General features: G+C 51.8%; 24 protein-coding genes and 1 tRNA gene. 2 read left to right on the plus strand and 23 right to left on the minus strand.

The window, feature by feature from the left end:
• From J3350_RS12150 to J3350_RS12200, 11 genes are all read right to left on the minus strand, one after another.
• Window positions 1-1086 carry a glycosyltransferase gene (locus J3350_RS12150; RefSeq protein ID WP_207686797.1) on the minus strand — a complete coding sequence of 362 codons (1086 nt, stop codon included), beginning with the start codon at window positions 1084-1086 and terminating at the stop codon, window positions 1-3.
• On the minus strand, window positions 1086-1790 hold the full coding sequence (locus J3350_RS12155; RefSeq protein ID WP_370569322.1) for a hypothetical protein: 705 nt from the start codon (window positions 1788-1790) through the stop codon (window positions 1086-1088). Before J3350_RS12155 ends, J3350_RS12150 begins: the two co-directional genes overlap by 1 nt.
• Window positions 1772-2068: a glycosyltransferase family A protein gene (locus tag J3350_RS12160; protein WP_207686799.1), complete on the minus strand. Its 297-nt coding sequence runs from the start codon at window positions 2066-2068 to the stop codon at window positions 1772-1774. The genes J3350_RS12155 and J3350_RS12160 overlap by 19 nt, the downstream gene beginning before the upstream one ends.
• Before the next feature lie 4 nt (window positions 2069-2072).
• Entirely contained in the window at window positions 2073-2810 is a 738-nt protein-coding gene (locus J3350_RS12165; protein ID WP_207686800.1) for a WecB/TagA/CpsF family glycosyltransferase, read from the minus strand.
• A 1-nt stretch (window position 2811) separates the two neighbouring features.
• Window positions 2812-3456, minus strand: a complete 645-nt coding sequence (locus J3350_RS12170) for an SIS domain-containing protein (RefSeq protein ID WP_207686801.1) — start codon at window positions 3454-3456, stop codon at window positions 2812-2814.
• 7 nt (window positions 3457-3463) lie between these two features.
• A complete protein-coding gene (locus tag J3350_RS12175) occupies window positions 3464-3883 on the minus strand; it encodes a serine O-acetyltransferase (RefSeq protein ID WP_207686802.1) in 420 nt (139 codons plus the stop codon).
• 22 nt (window positions 3884-3905) lie between these two features.
• Window positions 3906-5237: a D-glycero-beta-D-manno-heptose 1,7-bisphosphate 7-phosphatase gene (gene gmhB, locus J3350_RS12180; RefSeq protein WP_207686803.1), complete on the minus strand. Its 1332-nt coding sequence runs from the start codon at window positions 5235-5237 to the stop codon at window positions 3906-3908.
• Between the two features lie 4 nt (window positions 5238-5241).
• Entirely contained in the window at window positions 5242-6243 is a 1002-nt protein-coding gene (locus J3350_RS12185; protein WP_207686804.1) for a kinase, read from the minus strand.
• A 418-nt stretch (window positions 6244-6661) separates the two neighbouring features.
• The gene (locus J3350_RS12190; protein ID WP_242700275.1) at window positions 6662-7270 is read right to left on the minus strand and encodes a DUF1972 domain-containing protein; all 609 of its coding nucleotides are present in this window, start codon (window positions 7268-7270) and stop codon (window positions 6662-6664) included.
• 430 nt (window positions 7271-7700) lie between these two features.
• Complete coding sequence (locus J3350_RS12195; protein WP_207686805.1) at window positions 7701-8375, minus strand: sugar transferase; 675 nt, start codon at window positions 8373-8375, stop codon at window positions 7701-7703.
• Window positions 8376-8418: 43 nt separating this feature from the next.
• Window positions 8419-10575 (minus strand): Helicase associated domain protein, encoded by a 2157-nt coding sequence (locus J3350_RS12200; RefSeq protein WP_370569323.1) that lies wholly within the window; start codon window positions 10573-10575, stop codon window positions 8419-8421.
• 284 nt (window positions 10576-10859) lie between these two features.
• On the opposite strand from J3350_RS12200, the gene J3350_RS12205 reads away from it, so the two are divergent.
• Both J3350_RS12205 and J3350_RS12210 read left to right on the plus strand, forming a co-directional pair.
• Window positions 10860-12014: a site-specific integrase gene (locus J3350_RS12205; protein WP_207686806.1), complete on the plus strand. Its 1155-nt coding sequence runs from the start codon at window positions 10860-10862 to the stop codon at window positions 12012-12014.
• A 188-nt stretch (window positions 12015-12202) separates the two neighbouring features.
• Window positions 12203-12445, plus strand: coding sequence for a helix-turn-helix transcriptional regulator (locus J3350_RS12210; RefSeq protein ID WP_207686807.1), 243 nt, complete (start codon window positions 12203-12205; stop codon window positions 12443-12445).
• A 59-nt stretch (window positions 12446-12504) separates the two neighbouring features.
• On the opposite strand, the gene J3350_RS14030 is transcribed toward J3350_RS12210, so the two are convergent.
• The 12 genes from J3350_RS14030 to J3350_RS12270 all read right to left on the minus strand — a co-directional run bounded on the left by J3350_RS14030 (window position 12505) and on the right by J3350_RS12270 (window position 25327).
• On the minus strand, window positions 12505-12822 hold the full coding sequence (locus tag J3350_RS14030) for an AAA family ATPase (protein ID WP_370569324.1): 318 nt from the start codon (window positions 12820-12822) through the stop codon (window positions 12505-12507).
• 548 nt (window positions 12823-13370) lie between these two features.
• Window positions 13371-13754, minus strand: coding sequence for a phage integrase SAM-like domain-containing protein (locus J3350_RS12220; protein WP_207686809.1), 384 nt, complete (start codon window positions 13752-13754; stop codon window positions 13371-13373).
• Window positions 13755-13875: 121 nt separating this feature from the next.
• Window positions 13876-13959, minus strand: a tRNA-Leu gene (locus J3350_RS12225).
• Window positions 13960-14033: 74 nt separating this feature from the next.
• Window positions 14034-15551 (minus strand): nicotinate phosphoribosyltransferase, encoded by a 1518-nt coding sequence (locus tag J3350_RS12230; protein WP_207686810.1) that lies wholly within the window; start codon window positions 15549-15551, stop codon window positions 14034-14036.
• Between the two features lie 263 nt (window positions 15552-15814).
• The gene (locus tag J3350_RS12235) at window positions 15815-17329 is read right to left on the minus strand and encodes an IMP dehydrogenase (protein ID WP_097792164.1); all 1515 of its coding nucleotides are present in this window, start codon (window positions 17327-17329) and stop codon (window positions 15815-15817) included.
• A 508-nt stretch (window positions 17330-17837) separates the two neighbouring features.
• Window positions 17838-18581, minus strand: a complete 744-nt coding sequence (locus J3350_RS12240; protein ID WP_207686811.1) for an acyl-[acyl-carrier-protein] thioesterase — start codon at window positions 18579-18581, stop codon at window positions 17838-17840.
• Window positions 18582-18641: 60 nt separating this feature from the next.
• A complete protein-coding gene (locus J3350_RS12245; protein WP_207686825.1) occupies window positions 18642-19874 on the minus strand; it encodes a spermidine/putrescine ABC transporter substrate-binding protein in 1233 nt (410 codons plus the stop codon).
• 5 nt (window positions 19875-19879) lie between these two features.
• Window positions 19880-20728, minus strand: coding sequence for an ABC transporter permease (locus J3350_RS12250; protein WP_207686812.1), 849 nt, complete (start codon window positions 20726-20728; stop codon window positions 19880-19882).
• Window positions 20728-21543: an ABC transporter permease gene (locus J3350_RS12255; protein WP_097792193.1), complete on the minus strand. Its 816-nt coding sequence runs from the start codon at window positions 21541-21543 to the stop codon at window positions 20728-20730. The genes J3350_RS12250 and J3350_RS12255 overlap by 1 nt, the downstream gene beginning before the upstream one ends.
• Window positions 21544-21559: 16 nt before the next feature.
• Entirely contained in the window at window positions 21560-22600 is a 1041-nt protein-coding gene (gene potA / locus J3350_RS12260; RefSeq protein ID WP_097792161.1) for a spermidine/putrescine ABC transporter ATP-binding protein, read from the minus strand.
• A 293-nt stretch (window positions 22601-22893) separates the two neighbouring features.
• Window positions 22894-23874, minus strand: a complete 981-nt coding sequence (locus J3350_RS12265) for a DUF4340 domain-containing protein (protein WP_207686813.1) — start codon at window positions 23872-23874, stop codon at window positions 22894-22896.
• A gap of 7 nt (window positions 23875-23881) precedes the next feature.
• A complete protein-coding gene (locus tag J3350_RS12270; RefSeq protein WP_207686814.1) occupies window positions 23882-25327 on the minus strand; it encodes a Gldg family protein in 1446 nt (481 codons plus the stop codon).
• Window positions 25328-25332 lie beyond the last annotated feature (5 nt).

The raw sequence follows: 25332 nt of genomic DNA on the forward strand, positions 1-25332 counted from the left end.
TTATAGTCCCTCATAAAAAGCGATATATCTTTCGGACAATTTCTCAAAAGAGAATTCATCCCGATACCGTTTCATTGCTTGTATTCCCATACTCTCCCGCATTTCAGGATTTTCAATTAGCTCATTCATCTTTTCGGCCAGTTGCATCGGGTTGCGCGGTTCCACCAGATAGCCGTCTACGCCATCACGAATAATTTCCGGTGTTCCGTCTACTGCCGTTCCGATCACTGTTTTACCAACAGAATAGGCTTCAATCGGCGTAAGCGGAAGCCCTTCCCAAAGCGAACTCAGAACAACAAAATCCAGCTGGCTCATTACATTTTGAATATCATTCCTGTATCCAAGAATCAGAATCTTATTCTGCAGTTTCTTTTTTTCTATCTGTGCATGAAGCTGCTCTCTTTCTTCACCATCTCCCACGATAATAAACCGTGCCTCCGGATGCGTTCTTGTTGTAATTTCAGCCGCTTCAATAAAATAGGTCATGCCCTTTTGTTCAGACAATCTTCCAATATTTCCAATCAACACATTTCCTTTTGCGTGTTCCTTATAAAGCATTTCAACCGGAACATTTTTGCCGTCAAATGGCTTAACGGCATTATGGATAACACTAACCTGCTCTTTAGGAATTTCAAAATACTCTGTCAGGTTTTTCTTGACCATTTCTCCCACAGCAATAACTTTTGTATTTCGATATGCCAGTTGAGTCAATTTCTTCTTGTCAGTGAATGTGTTGTGTGCATTCGCAACTTTTACGACACTCTTTGGTGCAACAAGTTCCGCATAGAAAGCAGCCATCCGATGATGGGAGTGGACAATGGTAATCTGTTCATTATCTATAATTCTTTTTATTGAACGACAGCTTTTCAGCATATCCATCGGATTTTTGCTTGCAATGTCTGGGATCAGATAATGCTTGATTCCCATTTCTTGCAACTTTTTCTCGTGGACACCGCCGGACGAACACACAACAATCTTATTCACTTTTCTTGAGAGTATCTCGCATAATTGAAGCACAACATTTTCTGTTCCGCCTAGGCCCATTGTGCGAACAATAAAGAGGATATTTTGCTTTTCAAGTTCCATTATCGTTTCCTTAAAACGTTATTTATAGCACTTAAACTCAGCTGAAAAATCGGGTATGGAAGCATAATTATAAAGTTTGCCAGCTTCACTCGCTTGTCCATCGTGTTTTTTGTATAGGGAAGCAGTTCTTTGCGGTAAAGTTTCTGTTCACTTCTTATCTGGTCGTTGTCTTTACTTTTATTCTCAGCAGAAAGTGCAAGCATATATTTTAGTTCCCATACTGCTTGAAAGTCTTTATAAATTCTCAAATTTTCTTCTGTCTGCCCAATCAAATCAAACAACATAATCTTCTTACTGACTTCGATTGCCTGCTTATACTTTTGAGCATTTGCTAAATGTGATGCCCCTTGCGGATTTTCCCTATAATAATATAAGATACTTTTTGTTGCACAGCAGCTCTGTATTTTATTTAATACCGTGCTCACAAACAAAGCATCTTCACACATGGATATCGTTTCATCAAATTCACTATTCAAGAAAATAGATTTATCATACATTTTTGTAACACAGTATCCTGTATTTACATTCTGCCAAATATCTGCACCACAAAAATTTTTAAAAGTGATTTGCTCTTCTGGCTCTCTTTTTTGAGATAAACTCCTTACTTTTTCCAATCGACAAGCCGACATTAAAGTTTGATTTTCTTTGATTCCCTTATAGAGGCTTTCCACAAACTTCTCGCTAATCAGGTCATCCGCATCCACAAAGCAAATGTAGTTTCCTTTTGCACACCGCACTCCATAATTTCGCGCAGAGCTAACTCCCCCCCCCTATTTTTATGTGCTATGACGATATTTTTTTCTTTCAGTGTATCAAGATAGCTTGCTGTTTCATGCTTACTACCATCATCCACAATAATAACCTCTATATTTTTATAGCGCTGTTTTCTTATAGATTCCAAGCACTCTTCCAAGAATTGTTTCGGCGTATTGTAAACGGGAATAATGATGCTAACAAGCTCTTCTTTGCATTCTTTGCTCATCAAATCACCTATACTTTTTAATTAACCCAACAATTTTCACATCGTCTACAAAATATCTCTTAAACATTCGCTTGGGTTCCTGCAAAAAGCGATAGAACCACTCCAGCCCATGCTCGCTCATCCATCTTGGTGCGCGGTTGACATTACCCGCAAGAAAATCAACGGTTGCACCCGCACAAACGGATACCTTAGCATCATACTTTGAGATGTTTTCGTAAATCCACTTCTCCTGTTTCGGGCAGCCAAAGCAGGCAATCAACAAATCCGGGTGAACCCCTGAAATCATTTGGTTGATCTTGTCCAATTCCTTTTCATCCTTTTCAAATCCAAGCGGCGGCGCATATGTTCCCACAATCTGGATTCCCGGCAGCTTTTCTTCCAGTTTTCGCTTTGCCTGTTCCGCAATGCCATCTTTTCCACCGATAATGAAGATTGTATATTTCTTCTGTGCTGCAACTTCACAAAGAAGTGGAACAAGATCAGACCCGGAAATCTTCGCTTTCAGCGGCTTCCCATGCAATTTTGAAATCCAAACAAGCGGCTTTCCATCTACAAGTACCATATCTGCGTTGTCAACCACCTGTTTGAGATATGGATCATTTTCGATTTTCATCACCACATCGACATTAATTGCAACAACATATGATTTCTTGTTGTCCGCAATCATCTGTTCAATGGCCGCAATTGTTTCGGGCATCGTTACATTATTGATATAGGTGTTTAGCAACGCCTGCTTTTCCATTTCAACCGTTCTCCCCAAAAAATCTCTCTTCCAACATCAGACACAAGCAATGATACACAGGAAGGTGTAGTTCCTGAATCATATATGTTTCTGTCTGCGGAACCTTGATACAAACATCGCTCATCTGTTCCAGTTTGCTGCTTTTGGCTCCTGTAAGCCCGATAACTTTCATACCTTTTGCATGAGCCGTCGTTGCTGCATAAAGCACATTTTTACTGTTTCCGCTTGTGGAAATTCCCAAAAACACGTCTCCCATTTTGCCATAGCCATTGACTTGCTGTGCAAAGCAAAGCAACGGTTCACAATCGTTCATGTATGCGGTCGAAAGAGCCGGATGCCCATCCAAAGCAATGGCTGGCAGTGCCCCCTGTAGATTTTCTGCCAGAACAGAACCAAATTCCTGATTTTCCACAACCAGCTTTTCTGCGAAATCTGCGTCAGGCTTACGAGGCAGCTTAAAGCCTTTCATCAGTTCTCCTACAATATGCTCCGCATCCGCAGCAGAACCACCATTTCCGGCAACCAACAGCTTTCCGCCGTGTGCATAGCAGTTTTCCAAAATCTGATATGCGTCGAAAACCTCATTTTCTATAGCTTTTAATACTGGATATCTTTCAACAAGTAATTTAATCTGTTTGTTCTTCATTCTTTCCTCACAGTTTCTTAATCGTCGCTGGAACCCCCAACGCAAGTGAGTTCGCTGGTACACTGTGTGTAACAACTGCATTTGCTCCGATAATGGAATTATCTCCGATTGAGATAGCTCCTAAAATTACAGCTCCTGCTCCTATCATCACACTATTACCAATGTGGGGAGCTTCCCCCAAGCAGTTAGCTTTTGACCATTTACTTCCAATCGTTACACTTTGAAAGATTTTGCAATCTTTTCCTATTACTGCTTTCGGATGTACAACGCATCCAATTCCTCTATGATAGAAAACCGTTCCCTCGCCAATTTCGGCGTCAATGGATACCGAACAGGCGCAAATCAAATGATTCATCAATTCAAGAAGTCTTGAAATTTTGCGTGGTACCCCCCCCCCATTTTTGACAGGCGATTTCCAAGCCTCCATAATTTATTCATTCATTTTCTCCTTACACCAAGGAATGTGTAAATCCAGCTAACGAAGTGACTGTCACGGTCTGTCCAAAACTTTCATTACCGCTGCTCAAAAGCACCGTTTTACAACCAGCATTGATTCCAGCCTTGATATCATTTTCGCCATCGCCTACCATCCATGACTGAGAAAGATCAATGTTGAAATCCTCTGCTGCCTTTAACAGCATTCCGGGCTTAGGTTTACGACAGTCGCAGTCAATTTTTAGTTCTGGACGCTCGCCCTCGTATCCCTTATGTGGATGATGCGGACAATAATAGATTGCATCCAGATAGGCTCCTTCTTTACCCAGAAGTGTTTCCATCCTGTTGTGTATTTCTTCCAACTCTTCAAAGGAAACTTCACCGCGCGCAATAACAGGCTGATTTGTAACAACAATAGCAAGATATCCAGATTCATTGATCTTGCGAATTGCTTCAGTAACACCATCAATCAATTCAAAGTCATCTATATTTCTAAGAAATCCAACATACTTGTTAATGGTTCCATCCCTGTCAAGGAAGATTGCTTTTTGCTTGTTTTTCAGATTTTTAGCCGAGATTTTGCCTTCTTTGCAATCCTTACAAACGGAATAGTAGCGTTCCGGTGTTCCCATGTCTTTGACATACTCTGGGCTGTCATAGCAGAACATCTTTCCCGTTCCAGCCAGTGGTTTTAATAGCTGACGATCCAAATCGACCTTTACAGGCTTACCATCCACGCCAATCTTACCTACCGAATCGGCATTGATTCCGACAAGTTCCAGCACTTTAGGATTGATAACATGTAAGCCTGCATTCACTCGATTTCTATAGTACTGTGGCCGTTCATCTTCCTTTGCCAGCCACTTTTCGACAGCACCGTTTTTATTTGCAATAATCAATCCACTGTCATAGGGGTGGCTGTTCGGGTGCGTAAAAAGCGTAACCAATCCGCCATGCTTCCGGTGAAAAGCAACAAAACGGTTGAAATCCACATCAAACATTGCATCTGCATTTAACAGAAGAAAATCTGATGTCAGCTTATCTTTAATTTTGAACAGTGCCCCCGCATTGCCGAGAGGCTCTTCTTCAAAATAGTAGTCAATATGTACACCAAACGGCTCGCCCGTTACCGGAGAGTTTCCAGAGCCATCACCAAAGTAATCCATGATAATATTTCCCAGATGGCTTACCGTTAGAATAATGTCATCAAATCCTTGATTCTTCAGACACTCGATTTCTCGCTCCAGAACGGGGATGCCTTCAACTTTTATCATGGGTTTTGGAATATCACTCGCAACCGAGGAAATCCGAGTACCCTTTCCTCCGGCCATAATCACAACTTTCATACATTCAATCCTTTGGCACATAATCTTCCGGGGTATAATGAATTACCCGCGTACCGCCATCCTCAAACTGAAACGGAATATACAAGAGATCACGCATTGCCCAGCGAACAGCATCCTGTCGTTCCGGCTGCACATAGAACACAAGGAAACCGCCGCCGCCAGCACCAAGAAGTTTTCCGCCCAACGCCCCTGCTGCAATACCTTTGGCATAGAGTTCATCAATGCTGTTAGTCGAAACTGCTGAACCCGTCTGGCGTTTCAATTTCCATGTATGGTCGAGCATTCTTCCGAAATCATCCAAATCCCGTTCTTTGTTTACCAGCACTTTCTCTGCTTCATCAACCAACGTCAGCATTTCTTTCAGTTGTGCCGTTTTATCCGTTTTTCCTGCGGCGTTTGCCTTCTGGACATCTGAGGAAAACCGAGTGAATCCAGTAAAGAACATCATCAGGTTTTTGTTCAGTTGCTTCTTTCGCTCTGGAGCGATAATTACTGGAAGTACTTCATATCCATCTGCATTGAAGTTGATACGGTTAAAGCCGCCAAAGGATGCTGCGATCTGATCCTGCCAACCGCCCGCTTCCTGGCATAGATTCCGTTCAAGATAAATCGCTTCATCTGCCAGTTTTTTCTTATCAGCATATTTTCCTTTCAGCGCATAAAAAGCATTCAACATTCCAACTGCGAAGGAACTTGAAGTACCCAGACCAGAGCGCGCCGGAAGGTCTGCCTCATATGTAAGCCGAATTTCGTGCATATCCAACATCTTCATTGCATTACGAATTGCAGGATGCTGAATATCTTCAATGCAGGTCACACGCTCCGTTTTTGAATAGGATAATTCCGTGGAATAGTCAAAAAAGCGTGGCAGATGACGTACATTTACATAGCAATATTTATCAAACGTTGTAGAGAGAACTGCTCCGCCATTCTCTCTAAAAAAACTTTCCATGTCTGTTCCGCCACCAAAGAAAGACATGCGAAACGGTGTTTGTGTAATAATCATAATAATTCCCCTTGCCTACATCACAATTTCTTGTTGAATCCCCTGCTTACTTCATTGCACGACAACAAGCCTGTATACAGATTGCAGTAGCAATCTATACGCAGGCTCGCCTTCGTACCTCCTTATTCTGTTTTCTGCTCTATCAGCTTTCGCTGTGGTGGGTTAAGTATAGAGCGCAACCAGAAGCCATTAACCCCTGAAAACACGCTAGCCCTAACGCACCATGACAAGCAGAAACAAGTTGAGGTGAAAAGGTCAAGCCGCGTAAACCCGCATGAAATCAGGCTTTTCTCTGGTTGTCCATATTATTTCACACTCCCCTTTACTTGTAACAACGTCTAATCCCCATACATTCGATTTTTGGGTCATTCCAGCCAACACAAAGAGCGGATAGGCTTGTTCACCTGTCCGCTGGCTGTCACCCCACCCTCATGGTCGAGATTTCTTTCTGAGCGGCATTTCTGCCACACAGAAAGATCAATCGTTCATTCTTCGGGTAAGAAAATATGAACTTCAGGTCGCGGAGCCTTTCATTCTCTGCCGTACCCTTGTCCCTATTATGACAGCCGCGTATTATTTCACACTCCCCATCTGGATTCAAGAACACAGTACCACCCAGTTTATGGATTTCTCTGTAAAAATGACCAGCAAAAGGCCCAATGCGGCAAGCCATGATGTAAACTATCGGATGAGGGATATGGTTTTTCTTGATATGTTCGCAACAAGCCTTTAGTGCAGCAACATCATAATAAATTGCCTGTGCAGAGCCTATCTGAGGAACATCTATTTTGAAGCAGTGGGCATTGTGAAATTCAAACTCGTGATCATTGATCTTTGTCACGCCCTCAAACTTGCTCTCATCCATGCAACCATCGCCATTGGCTTTGCAGGCAACATGATATTTGATGTTTTCTTTATTCTGGTGATACTCCGTGAGCTTGTATACAAAGGTTTCATAACCTCCGTAAGCCCCCAATGACTTCGCGCCCACAAGATATATGTGCTGTATTTCTTTCCTAAAATTCATTCCTCTATTCTATCCTCACATTTTATCGCTAATGTTACATCTATTCCCTTATGGACAAAAACAAACAAACCCACGGCGGGCCGCACAAAGGCAATCCACCGTAGGCTTGAACTCTCCTTCAATCTTTATTTGCTGCTCCTTTTGTGGGTCAAAACAGAGCTTTCCAAAAAGCCTCCTACATATAACCCCGGATTTTCCGCATCTTGCAGTTTTTCAACAAATAAAACATTTGAAGGACAACTCAAGCCGTCAAAACCATTTAGTTATCGTAGTTTTTCTTGGTTGACCCTATTATATCTCTAGCTCCGGTACCGGCAACAGCAATTTTGTATTTTTTCATAATACCTATTCCTCCAGTTCTTATCGCGCACATCTTTTAAAAAAGTTTTGTATCTATGTACTTATCCTTAAAGATGATGTATCCAACCGATTACTCCCCATGCCCCAGCAGGCACACTTTGAATGTCTTAAAAATAATCTTCCAATCCACCCAGAAGCTACGCTCCTTGACGTATTTCACATCCAGATCCATCCACTCTTCAAAAGACAAATCATTCCGGTGCGGGGCGATCTGCCAATAACAACTCAGTCCGGGAGTCACATACAGGCGCTGCTTTTCGTAGTCGCCGTACTGCTCTACCTCGCGGGGAAGTGCAGGGCGGGGGCCAACAATGCTCATATCACCCTTCAGGATGTTCCACAGTTGCGGCAGTTCATCAATGCTGGTCTTACGGATAAACTTGCCCACACGAGTAATGCGCGGATCATCCTTGATTTTGAAAACCGGGCCATCCATCTCGTTCTGATCCAGCAGATCATCCAACTTTGCCTCTGCGTTGGGGCACATAGATCGGAACTTATAGAACTTGAAGGGTTTTCCGTTGCGGCCAATACGCTCCTGCGAGAAAATTGGGCCAGCGGACGGATCATCTATCACGATGGCAATCGCTGTAATCAACATAACAGGTGACAGCACCACCAGTGCCACTGACGACAGAACAATATCCTGCGCACGGCGGACGAACCAATACAGCCGATGGTCGTGCAGATTTTCTTTTCGGTCAATTTCAACTTTCTTCTCAATTCCAGTCGTATTCGTAGCCATTTTTTCCTCACATAAGTTTGTGTTCGTTTCTAAATTTCTTGTTTCAACCCGCTTTTGCCGCAACTATTTCGACTCGTACCGCTTGCTGAGATAGGTGCTTCAGATTGCTTTTCTCCCACCGCATCCCGATGGCATCCAGCTTTCCAATCCGCTCCTCTGTCAGAACCGCGCAGCTTTTTTCAGGATTCTGGCGGGTATACCGCTGCCGCTTGACCCAATTTCCGAGGTTGTAACCGCCCGGTGACACATAATCAGCCGGGACATTCAGGTCTCCGTGGACATCAAAATAGCGCTTTGCCTCCTGATACCCTTCGTTCCACTGGCGGTCATTGCGGTTGCCCCAGTACATCCCGATTCGGTTGAGCCGCTCGACCTGTTCGTCTGTCAGCTTTCTTTTCGGGTACGCCCATTGCTGGCTTGCGACCCATTGTCCCAGCCGTTCACCAGCTGCTGTTACATAGGAACGCGGGATATTCAGGTTGCCGTTTTCCTCGTAATAAGCCGCAGCCAGCGCATAAGCCTTTTCCCACTTGGCATCAAAAACGCTCCACACCATGCCAATCTCTTCAAGCTGCGTGATACGTTCTTCCTTCAAACGGCCATTCAGCTTCTGCTGCCGGGTCTTGATAATCCACTGTCCCAAGGGGTAACCGTCCGGGTCGGTATATTTGCCGGGCACCATCAGGTTTCCGTAGGTGTCGTGGTATTTCTTTGCAGCCTCAAATCCATGCTGCCACGCAATTTCCTTCCGGTTGCCCCAGACCATCCCGATGCTGTCCAGCCGCGCGATTTGCTGCTCGGTCAGATTGCCTTGAATCTGTCCCTCGCGCACACGACGCTGCGTGACCAACCACACGCCGAGACTCAGACCGCCGGGCGTCGTATACAGTTTCGGGACATTCAGGTTGCCGTGCTCCGCGTAGTAGATGCTGGCTTCGGAGAAATAATGTTCCCAACTGGAAGAAAGGCTTGCCTGAAGCTGCTCAAACAGCACCCGGCAGTCATGCACCTGCTCGATGACCTCGAACCGCTCGGTCACGATTTTATCGCCCTCGCCGTTGGCATAGAGCCGATGGACGGCCTCCTGCATCTCGCTTTGCAGACCGGAAATGCTGGTCAAGCCCTCGAAGTTGTTGACCACATCCAAAATCAGCGGGGTTGCGGTATCTCCGGCGGTCAGGGCGCGTCCGATCTGCTGCTTGTAGATGATGGGCGAAATCGTTGGTCGGAACAGAATGACCCCAGAAATGCCCTCCACATGGACGCCTTCGTTGAGCATGTCGATACAAAACAGCAGTTTCAGCCGGTTGCTGATGTCCGTTTTGAAGTCCGAAAATGCCCTGTCGGTGTTCGGGTCATCGGAATAGGCTTCGTATACCACCACATCCGGGTTCACTCCCGCGAACCACTCCGGCACATGGGACACCATCTCGTCCATGTGTTCCTTATTGGCACAGAACACGATGTACTTTCCCGATTTGTTTGTGATATGATGGGCAAAGACCTTGTCCAGACCGTCCGCCTGTTCCAGTGCCCGGCGCAGGGCGTCCAGATATTTCTGATTCACGTCCTGAATGCCCGGTGTCCGCAGGTTGTCCACCCGCGCCTGGTACTTCGCGAGGGCTTTCTGGTACTGGTAGACGGTGGTCACGTACTTCGGGGCAGGCAAAATACCCCTGACGACTGCTTCGCCAAGGGTCATGTCGCTCGCAACACGGCTGTCAAAAAGCTCTTCAGCCATGTCGCGGTTGTTATCCAAATATCGGATGTTTGTCGCTGTCAGCCCAAGCAGTTTTGCGTCCGGGCATAACTTTAATAGAGCCACCGTGCTTTCGCCCCAGCATTCTGCACCGGCACGGTGGAATTCATCGAGTATAATATAGGCGGGCTTCTGCGCCGCAATTTTCTCCAGCTGTGCCTGCGTACAGCACATCAGTTTTGCGTAGGTGTAAAAGTGAACGTTTGCCAGCGGAAATTCCGGGTCATTCCTTTTCAGGCTCTCCAGCTGGGTCTTGAAGATGTATTCACTGGGAGAAAGCCAGATTACGATCTTCTCCGGGTTGTCCTCGATCAGCTTGAACGCAATGTAGCTTTTTCCGGTGCCAGTTGGGTGGACAATCACAGCCTTGCCGTACTGCTCCATCATCCGTTCTGCCGCATGATATGCTTTTTCGTTGTGCTCAAACAGACGCAATGCCACGCTACTCACCCCTTCCCGCGATAAAGGGGTATCCTCTACAGTGAAAATGGAGGATACCGATCTTTTGACGCTGTTGTCTGAATTCTCTTCTTATTTTATCATGGTTATATCTGGGATTCAATAGGTATCTCAACAAATATATCCAATTTGACCGTGGAAAAAACACCTCATAAGACAAAACTTTATTACACCTTGCCCAGTTCTGCATGAAAAATCCAGCTAAAAAAGAGGGTGGACAAAATAAGTGGTCAGATGGGTGTCTAAGCTATAAGGAGGAGACAGCAATGGCACGACGGGGAGAAAATATTCGCAAACGCAAGGATGGTCGGTGGGAAGGCCGCTATATCAAAGCGCGTACATCAGAAGGTAAAATCCAGTGGGGCTACGTATATGGCACAGTCTATGCCGAGGTCAAGCGGGCGCTGATCCAGAAGAAAGCAGAAGCGGGTTTCTATAACCTGAAACGAACCGACCTGACCTTTGAAGCGCTGGCCGAGGTGTGGTTGCACTCCCTGCGGAACAGTATAAAAGAATCCACCTATGCGCATTATTCGTACACGCTGCACAAATATCTTCTCCCCGTTTTGGACAAAGTGTCGGTCGCATCCCTTGACGAAAGCTTTCTGGAACAGGCCATGCAGCAGATTATTGCGCCCGCAGATGCCGTACACAAACCGCTGGGAAACTCTTCTGCACGGGAATGTCTCTCGATGCTACGCCGTATCTGCAAGTATGCCGCACATTTACGTCTGATTCGTCCGATAGAGCTGGAAGTTGCACTGCCAAAAGCTATCGACAAAATTTCTACGCCTCTCTCCCCGGCGGAACAGCAGCGGCTTTATCAATATGTACAGGAGAACCCCACACCTCGAAAGATCGGCTTAATGCTGGGGCTGGAATTGGGTCTGCGTATTGGTGAGATCTGCGGCTTGCAATGGGGCGACTTTGACCTGAAACTCGGCACATTGAAGATCAGTCGGACGGTCTGCCGAATTTCCTGCGGAAACGGGCATACAAAGGTGGTTATCCAAACGCCTAAAACCCGCACCTCCCGCCGAGAAATTCCAATCCAGAAACAGCTGCTTATGATGCTGAAAAAGCTGCGCGGAAACACCAGCAATGCTACATGGTTTCTATCTGGCGACGAGTCCAAACCCACAGAACCCCGATGCTATCGGAAAAGCGTCAAAGCGTATCTAAAGCAGGCGACGGTCCGGCAAGTACGTCCGCACACGCTGCGCCACACATTTGCAACGACCTGTTTGCAGGCAGGGTGCGATGTAAAGACCCTCAGTGAGCTATTAGGTCATGCCAATGCTAACATTACCTTGCAGCGCTATGTGCATTCTGACCTGACCCGAAAGCGCCGAGAGATGAACCGGATATTCTCCCATCAGGTGTCTATAAAGGGTGGAAAGGCGCTGAATCTGATGGAATAACGCTCGATTTCGGCCACTGTCTTTCATTTTCACTGTGGGGGATACTTTTTTATTTTGTCGGCAGATGCATCTTTTATCATTACGCAATCGCGTATCCCCTTGTATTATAAAACATTCTTGTAATCTACGCAACTGCGTATACCAAACTGCACAAACTTCTATACTATCATGGTGAGGTGAACTTCATCATGACTGTAAAAGATGCCGTTGCCAAACGCTTTGAACAACTCTGCGACCAGCGTGGGATACGACCCAACGAGTTAGCGACCCGCGCTGGTGTAACACCATCTACGGTATATAGTATGCTCGACCCATCCCGTCAGCGTGTATCCATCGCTACCATCAAAAAGCTCTGTGATGGCCTTGAGATCACGCTTGGTCAGTTCTTTTCCTGTGCGCTGTTCGATGAGCTGGAACAGGAGATTCAATAACACACCGAAATGATCTGTTCGGAGTTTCCTATAATGCGCACTCTCTTTTTAGAGTGATTTTAGAACTTCATAAGTACTAAAACGTTCCCCTGTGCAACTGCAGCATCAGGGAAGAGCATCGTGGGACGTCCGGTCGTTACGGCAGCCACCACATCCGCCATGAATACGCCCTTGCCCACGCCGCCGGGACCTGCCACGACCGACACTGCTCCCATCGGGAAGTATCCTTTAACAAGCCATCGGGTATTTACCGGCTCCACATCTCCCAGACACGGGATCATGCCTCCATGGTAGACCGGCACAGCTGAAGCAGTAGTCACGGCAGGGATCAGAGGAAAGAAACTTAAAGAGCTCATAGTTATCTCCTTTATGTTCATTTATGATTTTGACGTATTTTTATTTTTTACGCTACATCGTGCACCTCCTAAAAAACAGCAACAAAAAAAGACGCACAAAAAGATAGAACTCCCAAGCCGCACTCATACCGTATACCGGCAGAATACAGCTTCTGGGAAACTACTCTATCTAATCATGCGTCTCGCCTTAGGCTGAGACCTCCATTCGTCTAGGTGAGGCTCAGTATCCTGAACCTCGACGAACAGATAAAATATGTTACGCAGTCCATCACTGTGAGTCCGCGTAATGGCCCTCGGAGACATCATCTTCACTTCTGGGCTTCATACGAAACATTCCGGGGGTAAAGTCATTATAGCACCGTCGGCAGTAATTGTCACGCTCCATTTATAAACATTTCGTGAACTTCTCTTTCTGCACAATTGGTCCTTCCCACTTCAACCTTGCAGCGACCGCTCAACTTTGCATTTCTGAAACCGTCAATTTATACCGTATTTTCGTTTAATTTTGTCAACATTGCAAAGTTGCAAATTCATATACACGATCACTGCGAAGAAGCATCCACGCTCCTTCACCTTTCCCGCTTCATCCCGATTTTTTCACCCCGCTGCTTTCCATGGCTCATCTGTTCCAGCGGGTTCATGGCGTCATACCCTTTCTCCATACACCAGTATAAGAACGCCCGGACCATGCGCAGATTCGTATTGATGGTAGTATCGTGAAGCTTCTGGTCCTTCATATAGAAGATATAGTCCTCCACCGTTTCCTCAGTGATGGTATGAATGGGCTGTTCTGTGTCCCCCAGAAACCGAAAGAAGCTTCTGCCCTTAGCGGCGTAGAAGTCGAGTGAGCCATGGGAGAGGTTCTTGATCCGGTTGTACTTTTGGAACCTTTCAAAGGCCTGTTGGATGGTGAGGTTTGCCTTGGCAGCGGGTCTTAAATCACGGTTACGCACGAGAGAGACTCCTCCTTTTTTCGCGAAAAATCCCTCTCGCCCCTCCAATGCTTCCAAAAAATGGAGCAAAAAGAAAAATCCCAGAATCATTCGAATCAACGAACAATTCTGAGCTTTCTCATGCCACCGGCGGGGCTTGAACCCGCACTCTGTCGCCAGAAAGGGATTTTAAGTCCCTCGTGTCTGCCAATTTCACCACAGTGGCTTCTAAATGAACTGCCGCTGCAAGAGTTGCAAACGGCAATTCATATCATACAATAGAAATCCCGATTTGTCAAGTTATACCTTGCCGCCATGCAGCTCGGCATACATGCGGGAGCGGCACTCGGCGACGGCGGGGGTCATGTTGACGTAGTGCTTGTGGGGGCACTCCAGGCGCAGCTCGCTCTCCCAGGTCTCATCGGTCAGTTGGCGGGCGATGTAGGCCTTTTTCTCTGCGATGGAGGGCAGCTCCATGGCAAGTTCGCCGTGGAGGATGTGCGGCACCAGCAGCTTTTTCACCTTGGTGGGGGTGATGGTCACGGTGCGCTCAATGGCGTCAGAATCCAGGTTGACCATCGTGACAGGCTTGCCTGCCTCGATCTTCTCGCCATCCATGGCGATCAGGTCGCACTGTGCCTGGCCGTTTTCATCGTAAAGACGCCACGGCATCTTTTTGCCGGGGATGATGGCCTTGCTGGCAGAATCCGAACACTTCATCTTGGGCTGATAGGTTCCATCCGGGCGCTTGACGGCCACCAGTTTGTACACGCCGCCAAAGACGGGGTCGGAAGCAGAGGTAATGAGGTTCTCGCCGACACCGTAGGAATCGAAGTGGGCGTGCTCATACAGCTCCATGTTGGCGATCTTCTTTTCGTCCAGACCGTTGGACGCCACCAGCTTGATGTAGGGCTTCCCTGCTGCGTCCAGCGCCTTGCGCAGGCGCTTGGAGCCGCGGGCCAGGTCGCCGGAGTCGATGCGGGCGCTCTTGACGCGGCGGCTGGGGTCGTTGGGATACTTTTCAATGAGGTAATCGTCCAGCTTGATGAGGTTGGGCAGACCGCTCTCCATGATATTATAGGTATCCAGCAGGAGGCTGACAGAGTCCGGATAGGTATCGGCAAAGGCCTTGAAGGCGTCGAACTCGGTCGGGAAGAACTCGATGAAACTGTGGGCCACCGTGCCGACGGCCTTGACCTCCGAGCCATACTTCATCTCGGCCAGGCAGTTGGCGGTGCCGATGCAGCCGCCCAGAACGGCTGCATATGCGCCGTCGTTGCCCGCGCTCTCGCCCTGGGCGCGGCGGGTGCCGAACTCCATGACGCTGCGGGGAGTGTGGGTGTTCAGACCGGTGACGCGGGTCGCCTTGGTGGCGATCAGGCTGTGGAAGTTCATGGTCTGCAGCAGATAGGTCTCGATGAGGATAGCGCCCACAAGGTCGCACTCGATGCGGACCATCTGCACATGGGGATAGCAGACCGTGCCTTCGGGCAGGGCATACATGTCGCCCTGCCAGCGGTAGGTGCGCAGATACTCACAGAACTCCTCACTCATGCCCTTGGTGCGCAGCCAGCAGATATCCTGCTCGTTGAAGTGATAGTTCAGCAAAAAGCGGGTCAGCTTGCGCTGGCCTGCGCTGATGGAATAGCCCTGGTTGTCGGGGTTCTTGCGGAAGAACATATCGAACACCAGCGTCGTATCCTTGAAGCCGTGCAGGAACAGGCAGTTGGCCATCGTGAACTCGTAGAAATCCACGACCATGGCAGGGTTATCGTAATCTTCATCCGGAATATACGGAACAACTTTGATCTCGTCCATGAAAGTTTCCTCTCTTCATATCCATACAGCGGCCGATACCGGGCGGCTGCTGAAAAAACGCCCCGGCCCGGTCTGCATCTCAGGTGCGGCGCGTGGCTCTTCCACCCTGTCATGACAGGGTGTTTGTACCATGATAGCATCTTTCCCGGATGGGTGCAAGAGGTTTTGTAAAATTCCGGCGGATGCAGGCAAAATCTTTTTTCCAAACCAGAAAAAACGGCTGCTTCCAGAAGCCGGGAAGCAGCCGTTCGATTCAATGATGCTTAGCCATTCATGATGTTGGGGGTCGCGTTCTTCAGCATGACGTCATGGCTGCCGCCCTCCACGATGGAAGTGGAGGAAACGACCGTCAGCTTTGCCTTCTGCTGCAGCTCCGGGATGGAGAGCGCACCGCAGTTGCACATGGTGCTCTTGACCTTGTACAGCGTAGTCTGGACGCCATCGGACAGAGGGCCTGCATACGGGACATAGCTGTCCACGCCTTCCTCAAAGCTCAGTTTGGTGGAGCCGCCGAGGTCATAACGCTGCCAGTTGCGGGCACGGTTGGAGCCTTCGCCCCAGTACTCCTTCATATACTGGCCATTGATGCGGACCTTGTTCGTGGGGCTCTCGTCAAAACGGGCAAAGTAGCGGCCCAGCATGACGAAGTCTGCGCCCATGGCCAGCGCCAGGGTGATGTGGTAATCGTGGACGATGCCGCCGTCGGAGCAGATGGGCACATAGATGCCGGTCTCTTTATAATACTCATCGCGGGCCTTGGCGACCTCGATAACAGCGGTAGCCTGGCCGCGGCCAATGCCCTTGGTCTCGCGGGTGATGCAGATGGAACCGCCGCCGATGCCGATCTTCACGAAGTCGGCACCTGCCTCTGCCAGGAAGCGGAAGCCTTCTGCATCGACCACATTGCCTGCGCCGACCTTGACGGTGTCGCCGTAGTGCTCACGGATCCAGCCGATGGTGCGGCTCTGCCACTCGGAATAGCCCTCGGAAGAGTCGATGCAGAGGACATCCACACCGGCCTCCACCAGAGCGGGAACACGCTCGGCGTAGTCGCGGGTGTTGATGCCGGCACCCACGACATAGCTCTTGTTGGCGTCCAGCAGCTCGTTGGCGTTCTTCTTGTGGGAGTCGTAATCCTTGCGGAAGACGAAATACTTCAGGTTGCCCTCGGCATCCACCAGAGGCAGCGTGTTGATCTTGTTGTCCCAGATGATGTTGTTGCAGTCATGCAGGGAGGTGTTTTCCGGGGCCGTGACCAGCTTTTCGATGGGGGTCATGAAGGTGGTGACGGAGGCGTCATCGGGGGTGTGGTTGACGCGGTAATCGCGGGAGGCCACGATGCCCAGCAGCTTGCCGTTGGGGGTGCCGTCGGCGGTGACGGCAATGGTGGAGTGGCCGGTGCGGGCCTTCAGCTCCAGCACATCGTGCAGGGTGGCCGTCGGGGCCAGATTGGAGTCGGAGACGACATAACCGGCCTTATAGCTCTTGACGCGGCGGACCATCGCTGCCTCGTTCTCAATGCTCTGGGAGCCATAGATAAAGGAAACGCCGCCCTCGCGTGCCAGCGCGATCGCCAGCTTGTCGCCGGAGACTGCCTGCATGATGGCACTGATCATGGGGATGTTCATTTCCAGCGGGCATTCTTCCTCGCCCTTGCGGTACTTGACCAGCGGGGTCTTCAGGCTGACCGCCGTGGGGACATTCTCCGAAGAAGAATAGCCGGGGATCAGCAAGTACTCACCAAAGGTGCGGGAAGGTTCTTCATAGAAATATGCCATACTCAAACTCCTTTTCTCTCGTGCAGCCCGTAGAAACGGCGGCAAATTCATTTCACTTATCGTGCCTGGAAGATGCTAAAAATGCTTGCACCTATTGTAACACAAACCGGCACAAACGCAAGCATTTCGCAAAACAAACTTTCCAAAACTGTCCTTGCGAAAACCAGACACTTTGTCTAAGAAAACGGTGGAAAGTAACACTTTATTCCCGAAAATGCGGGCCGTTCTCCCCTGCTGCGGGCCTGGGGCGCAAAAAAGCCCGCCCCCGAACGGGAGCGAGCTCTTTTGCACACGAAGCGAGGATACCGCCTGTGCGGTGCACACCAACAGCTGCGAAGGAGAACAGCCGGAGGAGGAGCGGTGCGCACCCGATATCCACGGATAACAAGAAGAAAAAGATTTCACGCAGAAGAGCTTTCGCTCTTCTTGTAACCATATTGTAACTCTTTTGAAATCATTTTGCAAGGGGTTTTGCGAAAGTTTTTGTAATTTTTTTGTAATTCTTTTCTCAGGCGTTCTCAGCCGCTTCGCTGGAAAATTCCAGATAGCACTCAAAGGCTATGTGCTCGTCCCGGCGGCCCACCACATACCAGCCGTCGGCCGACGGCGCATAGGCCACCGCCACCTGCGCCCCCATCGGGATCTCGCGGTGGTACTTGATGGAGGCGAAGCGCAGCGGGCCCTTCCGGAGTGCATCCAGCGGCAGGGCGTCGCAGGCGATGTCCAGATAGAACGAGTTGTTCACATGGCCGTTCAGGTCGCACAGCGAGTAGCTGGCCGTCCAGCTGCCCGCCGGGGTCAGCTCCTTGCATTTGTGCACCAGCTGGGGCAGCTCCTCTTCCACATCCTCGTTTTCGTAGTTGGGGGTGCACCAGCTGGGCTGCCGCATGATGTGCCCCGTTTCGGTGTTCACCACGATCCAGCGGCAGTCCACGAGGGCCAGCTCTTTCCCGGCCTCGTCGAGGATGTGGGTGATCCGCTTCATCGAGCCTTTTTTGCAAGGCTCACAGGCGGTATCCAGCGTGATCCTCTCGCCTCGGGTGGGCATCCGGTAGACCTCCACGGCCTGCTTGCCCACCAGAAACGTCGTGTGGCGGGCGGCAAAGAAATCGTCGTCCATGCCGTAGGCGCGGGCGTGATCCGCCGCAGCCTGCTCCACATAACGGAACAGGGCGCTGGGTTTGAGCTTCCGGTGAAAATCACAGTCGGCGTTCAGGACGGTCGCAGTTTCAGTAAAGTGGTTCAGTTCCATGGTAAAAATATCCTCTCTATCAAAAACAGGCCGCACCGTTTGCGGCGCAGCCTGCATGGATCAATACATGTTCCGCGATTTTTTGCGCAGCTTGCGCCAGATGTTGAAGCAGGCCAGCGCGACCATGGCCAGAAGCAGCATCAGGAAGACGATGCCGCTACCGCCCTCGTCGTAGCTCTTCATCTCGCTCCACTTGACGTCCAGCTCACTGTTGACCTCGTCGCTCAGGGCGGTGAAGACCTTTTCCTTCGCTTCGATCTCCTCCGAGGGGAAGGCGATCTCGCTGTACTTCAGGTCCTCGTCCAGCACCTCCCACACGGCCTGCATGGGGGTGGTGTAGCCGATGTATTCGGCGTTGGCCTTGCCGATGTCCACTTCGCACATGAAGTTGATGAACATTTCGGCGGCTTCCTGCTTCTCGCTGGTGGCGGGGATGCACATGCTGTCCACCGAAAGGACGCTGCCCTCCTCCGGGAAGACCCAGGCCAAGTCGGGGTTGTCGTCGATCATGGTGATGGCGTCGCCGGAATAATAGACGCCGATGGCCGCCTCGCCGCCGATCATCTTATCGAAGATCTCGTCCATGACGTAGGCCTGGACCAGCGGTTTCTGCGCCTTGAGGTGATTGACCACCTCGTCCACTTCCTCAGTGGACTGGGGGTTGATGCTGTGGCCGGTGGCAAATGCCGCGATGGCGTACGCATCCCGGCTGTTGTTGAACATCAGGATGTTTCCGGCGTACTGTTCATCCCACAGGTCAGCCCAGCTGGCGGGCGCTTTGTCCACCATGGTGGTGTTGTAGATGATGCCGGTGGTGCAGAGCATATACGGCACCGTGTATTCATTGGCGGGGTCGTAGTCGGCGTTGCGGTAGACTTCGTCGATGTTCTGGAAGTTGGGGATGTTGTCAAAGTTCAGCTTTGCGAGCATCCCCTCCGAGATCATCTTGGCGACCATATAGTCCGACGGGATGATGACATCGTAATCCGCCGCGCCGGATTTCAGCTTGGCGTAGAGCGACTCATTGGAATCAAAGGTGGTGTAGTTGACGTGGATGCCGGTCAGCTTTTGGAAGGCGTCCACCACGTCTACGCTGTCGTCCGAGCCGTTGGAGATATACTCACCCCAGTTGTAGACATTCAGGGTGACGTTCTGGCCCTTGAAGCGGGTCCAGTCGTAATCATCCGAAACGGAAACATCTTCCGTGACCTCGATGGTCCCGGCGGCAAACGCCGAAAGCGGCAGACTGACGGCAAACACCACCGTCAGCAGCAAAAGCACCATGCGCTTCATCTGTTTCATGCGGCATCCCCTCCTCTCAGTGCCTTCTGGTCCCGGCGGTAGCCGCGGCTCTCCATGGCGTTGGAGATCAGGATGATGCTCAGAATGACCACGAACATAATGGTGGACAGAGCGTAGATCTCCGGGCTGACCTTTTTGCGTGTCATGGAGTAGATAGCGATGGGCAGGGTCTCCACCGTGCCGCAGTTGAAGTAGGAGATCATGAAGTCATCAATGGAGTAGGTCAGGCAGATGAGGAAAGCCGACAGGATGGCGGGGCTGATCTCCGGCAGGATGACTTTGAAGAACGCCTGCCTGGGGTCACAGCCGAGGTCCAGAGCCGCCTCATACAGTTTGACGTCCAGCTGCTTGAGCTTGGGCGTGACGTTGAAGATGACATACGGCACGTTGAACACGATGTGCGCGATGAGCAGCGTGGGCAGGCCCATGATGGTATCGGGCAGGAACTCCACCCGGCCCGCAAAACGCTGGTAGGCCACGAAGAGCAGCATCAGCGAGATGCCGGTGATGATCTCCGGGTTGACGACCGGGATATAGGTGATGTTCGTTACCACAAGGCGGCTCTTGCGGCCCATGGAGGCGATGCCCAGCGAAGCCGCCGTGCCCAGGATGGTGGCGATGACGGCCGAGATGAGGGCCACTTCCACCGAGACAGCCAGCGCCCGCAGGATGGAGGCGTTGTGGAACAGGCTGGTGTACCACTTGAGCGTAAACCCGGTGAACAGCGCATAGCCCTTGCTCTGGTTGAAGCTGAACACGATCATATACGCGATGGGCAGATACATGAAGCAGAAAAACAGGATGATATAGACCCGCTGCATCAGGCGGAGATGTTTCGTTTTCATCAGGACACCCCCTCCATTTCATCCTCGTCGAAGCTCGAAGTAAAGCTCATGCACAGCAGAACGATGATCATCAGCACCAGGCTCATGGCCGAGCCGACGTTCAGGTTGTAGCTGTTGCCGAGGAACTGCATCTCGATCAGGTCGCCGATCAGCAGGTTGGAACCGCCGCCCAGCATCCGGCTGATGACGAAGGTGGACACCGCCGGGACGAAGACCATCGTGATGCCGGTGCTGATGCCGGGCACGCTCATGGGGATGAGCACCCGCAGCAGGGTCTGTGTGGTGGAAGCGCCCAGATCCTGCGCCGCCTCCACGATGCTCTGGTCGATCTTGGTCATACTGGTGTAGAGCGGCAGGATCATATAGGGCACGTAGTTGTACACCATGCCCAGCACCACTGCACCGGAGGTATTCAGCATGGTGTAGGGGCCAAGGCCGAAGGCACCCAGCACCGCGTTGACCGGGCCGTTGACACTGAGCAGACCCATCCACGCATAGGTGCGGAGCAGAAAGTTCATCCACATGGGCAGCATGACCAGCATCAGCATGATATGCTGCTTGTTCACCCGCAGGCGGGAGAGAAAATAGCCGACGGGGAACGCGATGATCAGGCAGATGACCGTGGCGATGAGGGCCAGCAGCAGGCTGCGCGCGAACACCGAGCCGTAGCCGCTGATGGAGAGCAGGTTGTTCAGGGTAAAATTGCCGTCGCTGTCCGTCAGGGCATAATACACCACGATGATGAGGGGCACCACCGTGAAGAGCGTCATCCACACGAAGTAGGGATACGCGAGCTTTCGATCGTAAATCTTCATCATTTCGGCTCACCCCTCACGAACGCGCCATGATGTGGATCTCGTTGGGGCCGATGCGCATCCCGATGGTCTCGCCGGGGGTGCAGGCACGGGTGGAATGGATGAGCCACTCGCGGCCCTCCACATCGACGTGCATCTCGAAGTGGACGCCCTTGAAGATGACGTCGTTGACGACGCCCACCAGCTGGCCTTCCATCGGCGAAACGACCTCGATGTCCTCCGGGCGGACGACGACCTGCACACTCTGCTCACGGGCAAAGCCGCGGTCCACGCACGGGAACTGGACACCGGAGAAGGAGACGAGGAAGTCTTTGTGCATCACGCCATCCACGATGTTGGAGTCGCCGATGAAGTCCGCCACAAAGGCATTCTTCGGCTCGTTGTAGATATCCTCCGGGGTGCCGATCTGCTGCACCTTGCCGCCGTTCATGACAACGACGGTGTCGGACATGGTCAGGGCCTCTTCCTGGTCGTGCGTGACATAGATGAAGGTGATGTTCATCTCGCGCTGCAGGCGCTTGAGTTCCAGCTGCATCTCCTTGCGCAGCTTGAGGTCCAGTGCGCCCAGAGGCTCGTCCAGCAGCAGGATCTCCGGTTCGTTGACCAGGCTGCGGGCAATGGCCACGCGCTGCTGCTGACCGCCGGACATCTGGCCGATGCTGCGGCGCTCAAAGCCTTTCAGGCCCACAACTTCCAGCATATCGCGCACCTTGCGGCGGATGGTCTCTTCGTCCATCTTTTTCAGCCGCAGGCCGAAGGCCACGTTCTCGAACACGTTCAGATGCGGGAACAGCGCATACTTCTGGAACACCGTGTTCACCGGGCGCTTGTAGGGCGGCACACCGGTGATATCCTCGCCCTTGAGCAGAACTTTGCCGGAATTCGGCTCCAAAAAGCCTGCGATCAGGCGCAGGGTCGTGGTCTTGCCGCAGCCGGAAGAACCCAGCAGCGTAACGAACTCTTTGTCATGGATATCGAGATTCAATCCGTCCAGAACGCGCTGGCCGTCAAACTCCACTACGATGTCCCGCAGTGAAACGATCACCGAGTTGTCCATATGATACCAAATCCTCCTTAAACTCAGATACGAAAAAAGACAGGGCTCGTGTCCCCATCCCTCGTACCAGGGCGATCGGTCCCCACGCGCCGTGCCTTGGGTGACAAATTGCGCAGTCTCTCCCCCTGTTCGTGTCTATCTTATACAATTTCCGTACAAATGTCAATCGCTCTGACACAGTTTGCCCAAACTTTACGCACCGGGCAAAAACCGGGCCGGAACATCAAAAAGCCCGGAGGCTCCCCTGCGGGAAACTTCCGGGCTCAAAAAGGACTTCCAGATGAACTTTTGTTTCACGAAGCCGCTTTGTAACGGTCCTTTGCGGTGCACACTGTTTGCACGGTAGCGGCATCCACCGTGTAGAGGGAAGCGTCCCCCGACACGGTCAGATAATAGCCGTCCGTGCCCTCGTAATAGGTCAGCGTCCGTTCGCCGTCCGCTGTGCAGACCGTGGCTGCGGCCAGCTGCTTCATGCCGGACGCATCGCCGTGGGGATCCTGCGCCGTGACGTAACTGCTGAGGGCCGAAAGCAGGCTGCTGACCTGCGTTTCGTCCAGCTCTGCGTCCGGTGCATCGGCCAGCCTCCAGACCGTGGTGTACGCCGTGCTGTCGCTGTCGCTTTCGGAGTCGGCCGAACGGTCGGGCTCTGCGGCTTCCGGAACCGCCGTCAGGGTGAACGGCTCATCTCCGCAGGCAAGGGTGACGGATTCGATGGCCGAACGGGTCAGCCCTGCCGGGTTGAAGGCACCGAACAGCTCAGCGCGGCTCAGCGCAAAGCAGGCCGCCTTGGACGCTGCCACCGTATACAGGGCATCGTCCCCGGCCTTTTTCAGGTAGATATCCCCCGTGGCAGCATTCTCCGCCCCAAAGGTGAAGGTGTTCGTCTCCCCTGCCGCCGTGACCGTGACGGTCAGGCTCGCATCCGTAAAGCCGTAGTCCTCGCCGGTTTCTTCGGTCAGCTGGCGTTTGGCGTTCAGCGCCGACAGGACGGTGACCATCGTGTTGCAGGCGGTGGCGTCCAGATGATAGGCCGGGTCTTCGGCCAGCGTCCAGCTGCCGTCTGCAACCGTCAGGGTATTCGTCTCGCCGTTGTACGTGACCGCAAGTTCGGTCAGGTCGTCCGCCGCAAAGGAGGACAGCGGGATGGTGCCCTCCGCCACAGCGCTTTCGGCCTGTGCGGCCCGCGCGTTCTTCGCCGTCAGGGCTGCGAAGGCTCCACCCGCCAGAAAGACCAGAACCAGCAGAACGATGAGGGTGCGCTGTTTCGTTTTCATGCGGGCCTCACTTTCTGCGCCGCAGGATGACCACGACGGCACCTGCCGCCAGCAGTGCTGCCGGAAGGATCAGGATGAACACCAGACCCAGCACCGCCGCCTGTGCACTGGAAACGCTGATAGGGGCAGCTTCCAGCGCCTTGGAGTCGATCAGCACACTGCTGACCTGCCCCGCCAGCGAGGATGCACAGCCCTGCAGGAAAGTGCAGTTGCCGGGCACGACCTGATACGCGCTCTCGTTGTCCATGTTGCCGCAGTTGATCCAGATGACCTCCGCCTCGGTGGCTGTATTGCGGGCGTAGGCTGCCAGCGTGAAGGGGCCATCCGTGTCGCCGTCCTCTTTCTCCACCGTGGTCATCTCGTACCCGGCCGCCTTGCTGTAGGCCGCATCGGAGGTGGTGAGCAGCGCTTCTGCGGTCACATTCTCCGTCTCGGTCAGGGTGATGCCCTGCGCCATCTGGAGCAGAACATGGCGGCTGGTATCCACGCCCTCCAGCGCCGTGGTCTCGGTGGGGCTGGTGTAGTCCGGCAGCAGATAGTAGGGGTAGCCGTTCATGAAGTGGCCGGAATCGCCCTCGACCACCAGCCCCTCGGCGCGGGTCAGGCCGAATTCGGCCATCACAGCGTCCAGATTGGGCGTATTATAATAGGTATCGGTCGTGAGCAGAACCTTGCCGCCTGCGCTCAGATAGCTGCGCAGAAGGCTCATCTCATCCACCAGAGCGCCCGCCGAGGTAAAGTCCTGTGCAGGGACGTTGATGATGAGCAGGTCGCAGTCCTCCGGGACGCTGCCGCTGGAAAGCAGGTCCAGCGCCGTGAGGGAGAGGTTCTGATTTTCCAGTGCATCGGTCAGCGTGTCGGTCAGGGCCTGCTCCCCGTGGTTGGTGGTGTAGTAGGCGTGTTTCTGTTCCCCACTGGTCAGGCGGTAGATGGCCGAGGTGATCTTACTCTCGCCGGAGAACGTCACACGATAGCTGCCGGTGGTGTAGTAGTCGGAATAGTCATAATCGTAGAGGTCGGAGGCGTCCAGCACGACACTCTGCTCCCCGGAGACCAGGATCAGACTTCCAGACGCAGCATCCTGTGCGCCGTACTGGGCTGCAAAGGTCGGGTAGATGGCCGGGTCCTTGATTTCCCAGGTAATATGGCTGCTCTCGGATGCGTATTTGTCCAGGAGCTTGGAGATGATCTGGTCCTCATTGCCGGTCTCGCAGAGGTAGTAGATGGTCACATCCTGCGTCAGGCCCTGCGCCACCTGCGCGGAACTGTCGCTGAGGGTATACAGCCCGGCCTCCGAGAGGTCGAACGTGGTGTATTTGGTCGGGAGGGCCCGCACCAGCAGGTTCACCAGCACGGCCAGAACCAGGACGGCCGCCGTGATGGCAGCGGAACAGAGGCCGCTGCGAAACACCCGCCCATTCAGGGCCGTTTTATCTTTGGGGAAGAACTTCATCGCTG

Source organism: Faecalibacterium sp. Marseille-Q3530 (genome assembly GCF_017377625.1).
Taxonomy (GTDB): Bacteria; Bacillota; Clostridia; order Oscillospirales; family Ruminococcaceae; genus Faecalibacterium; species Faecalibacterium prausnitzii_E.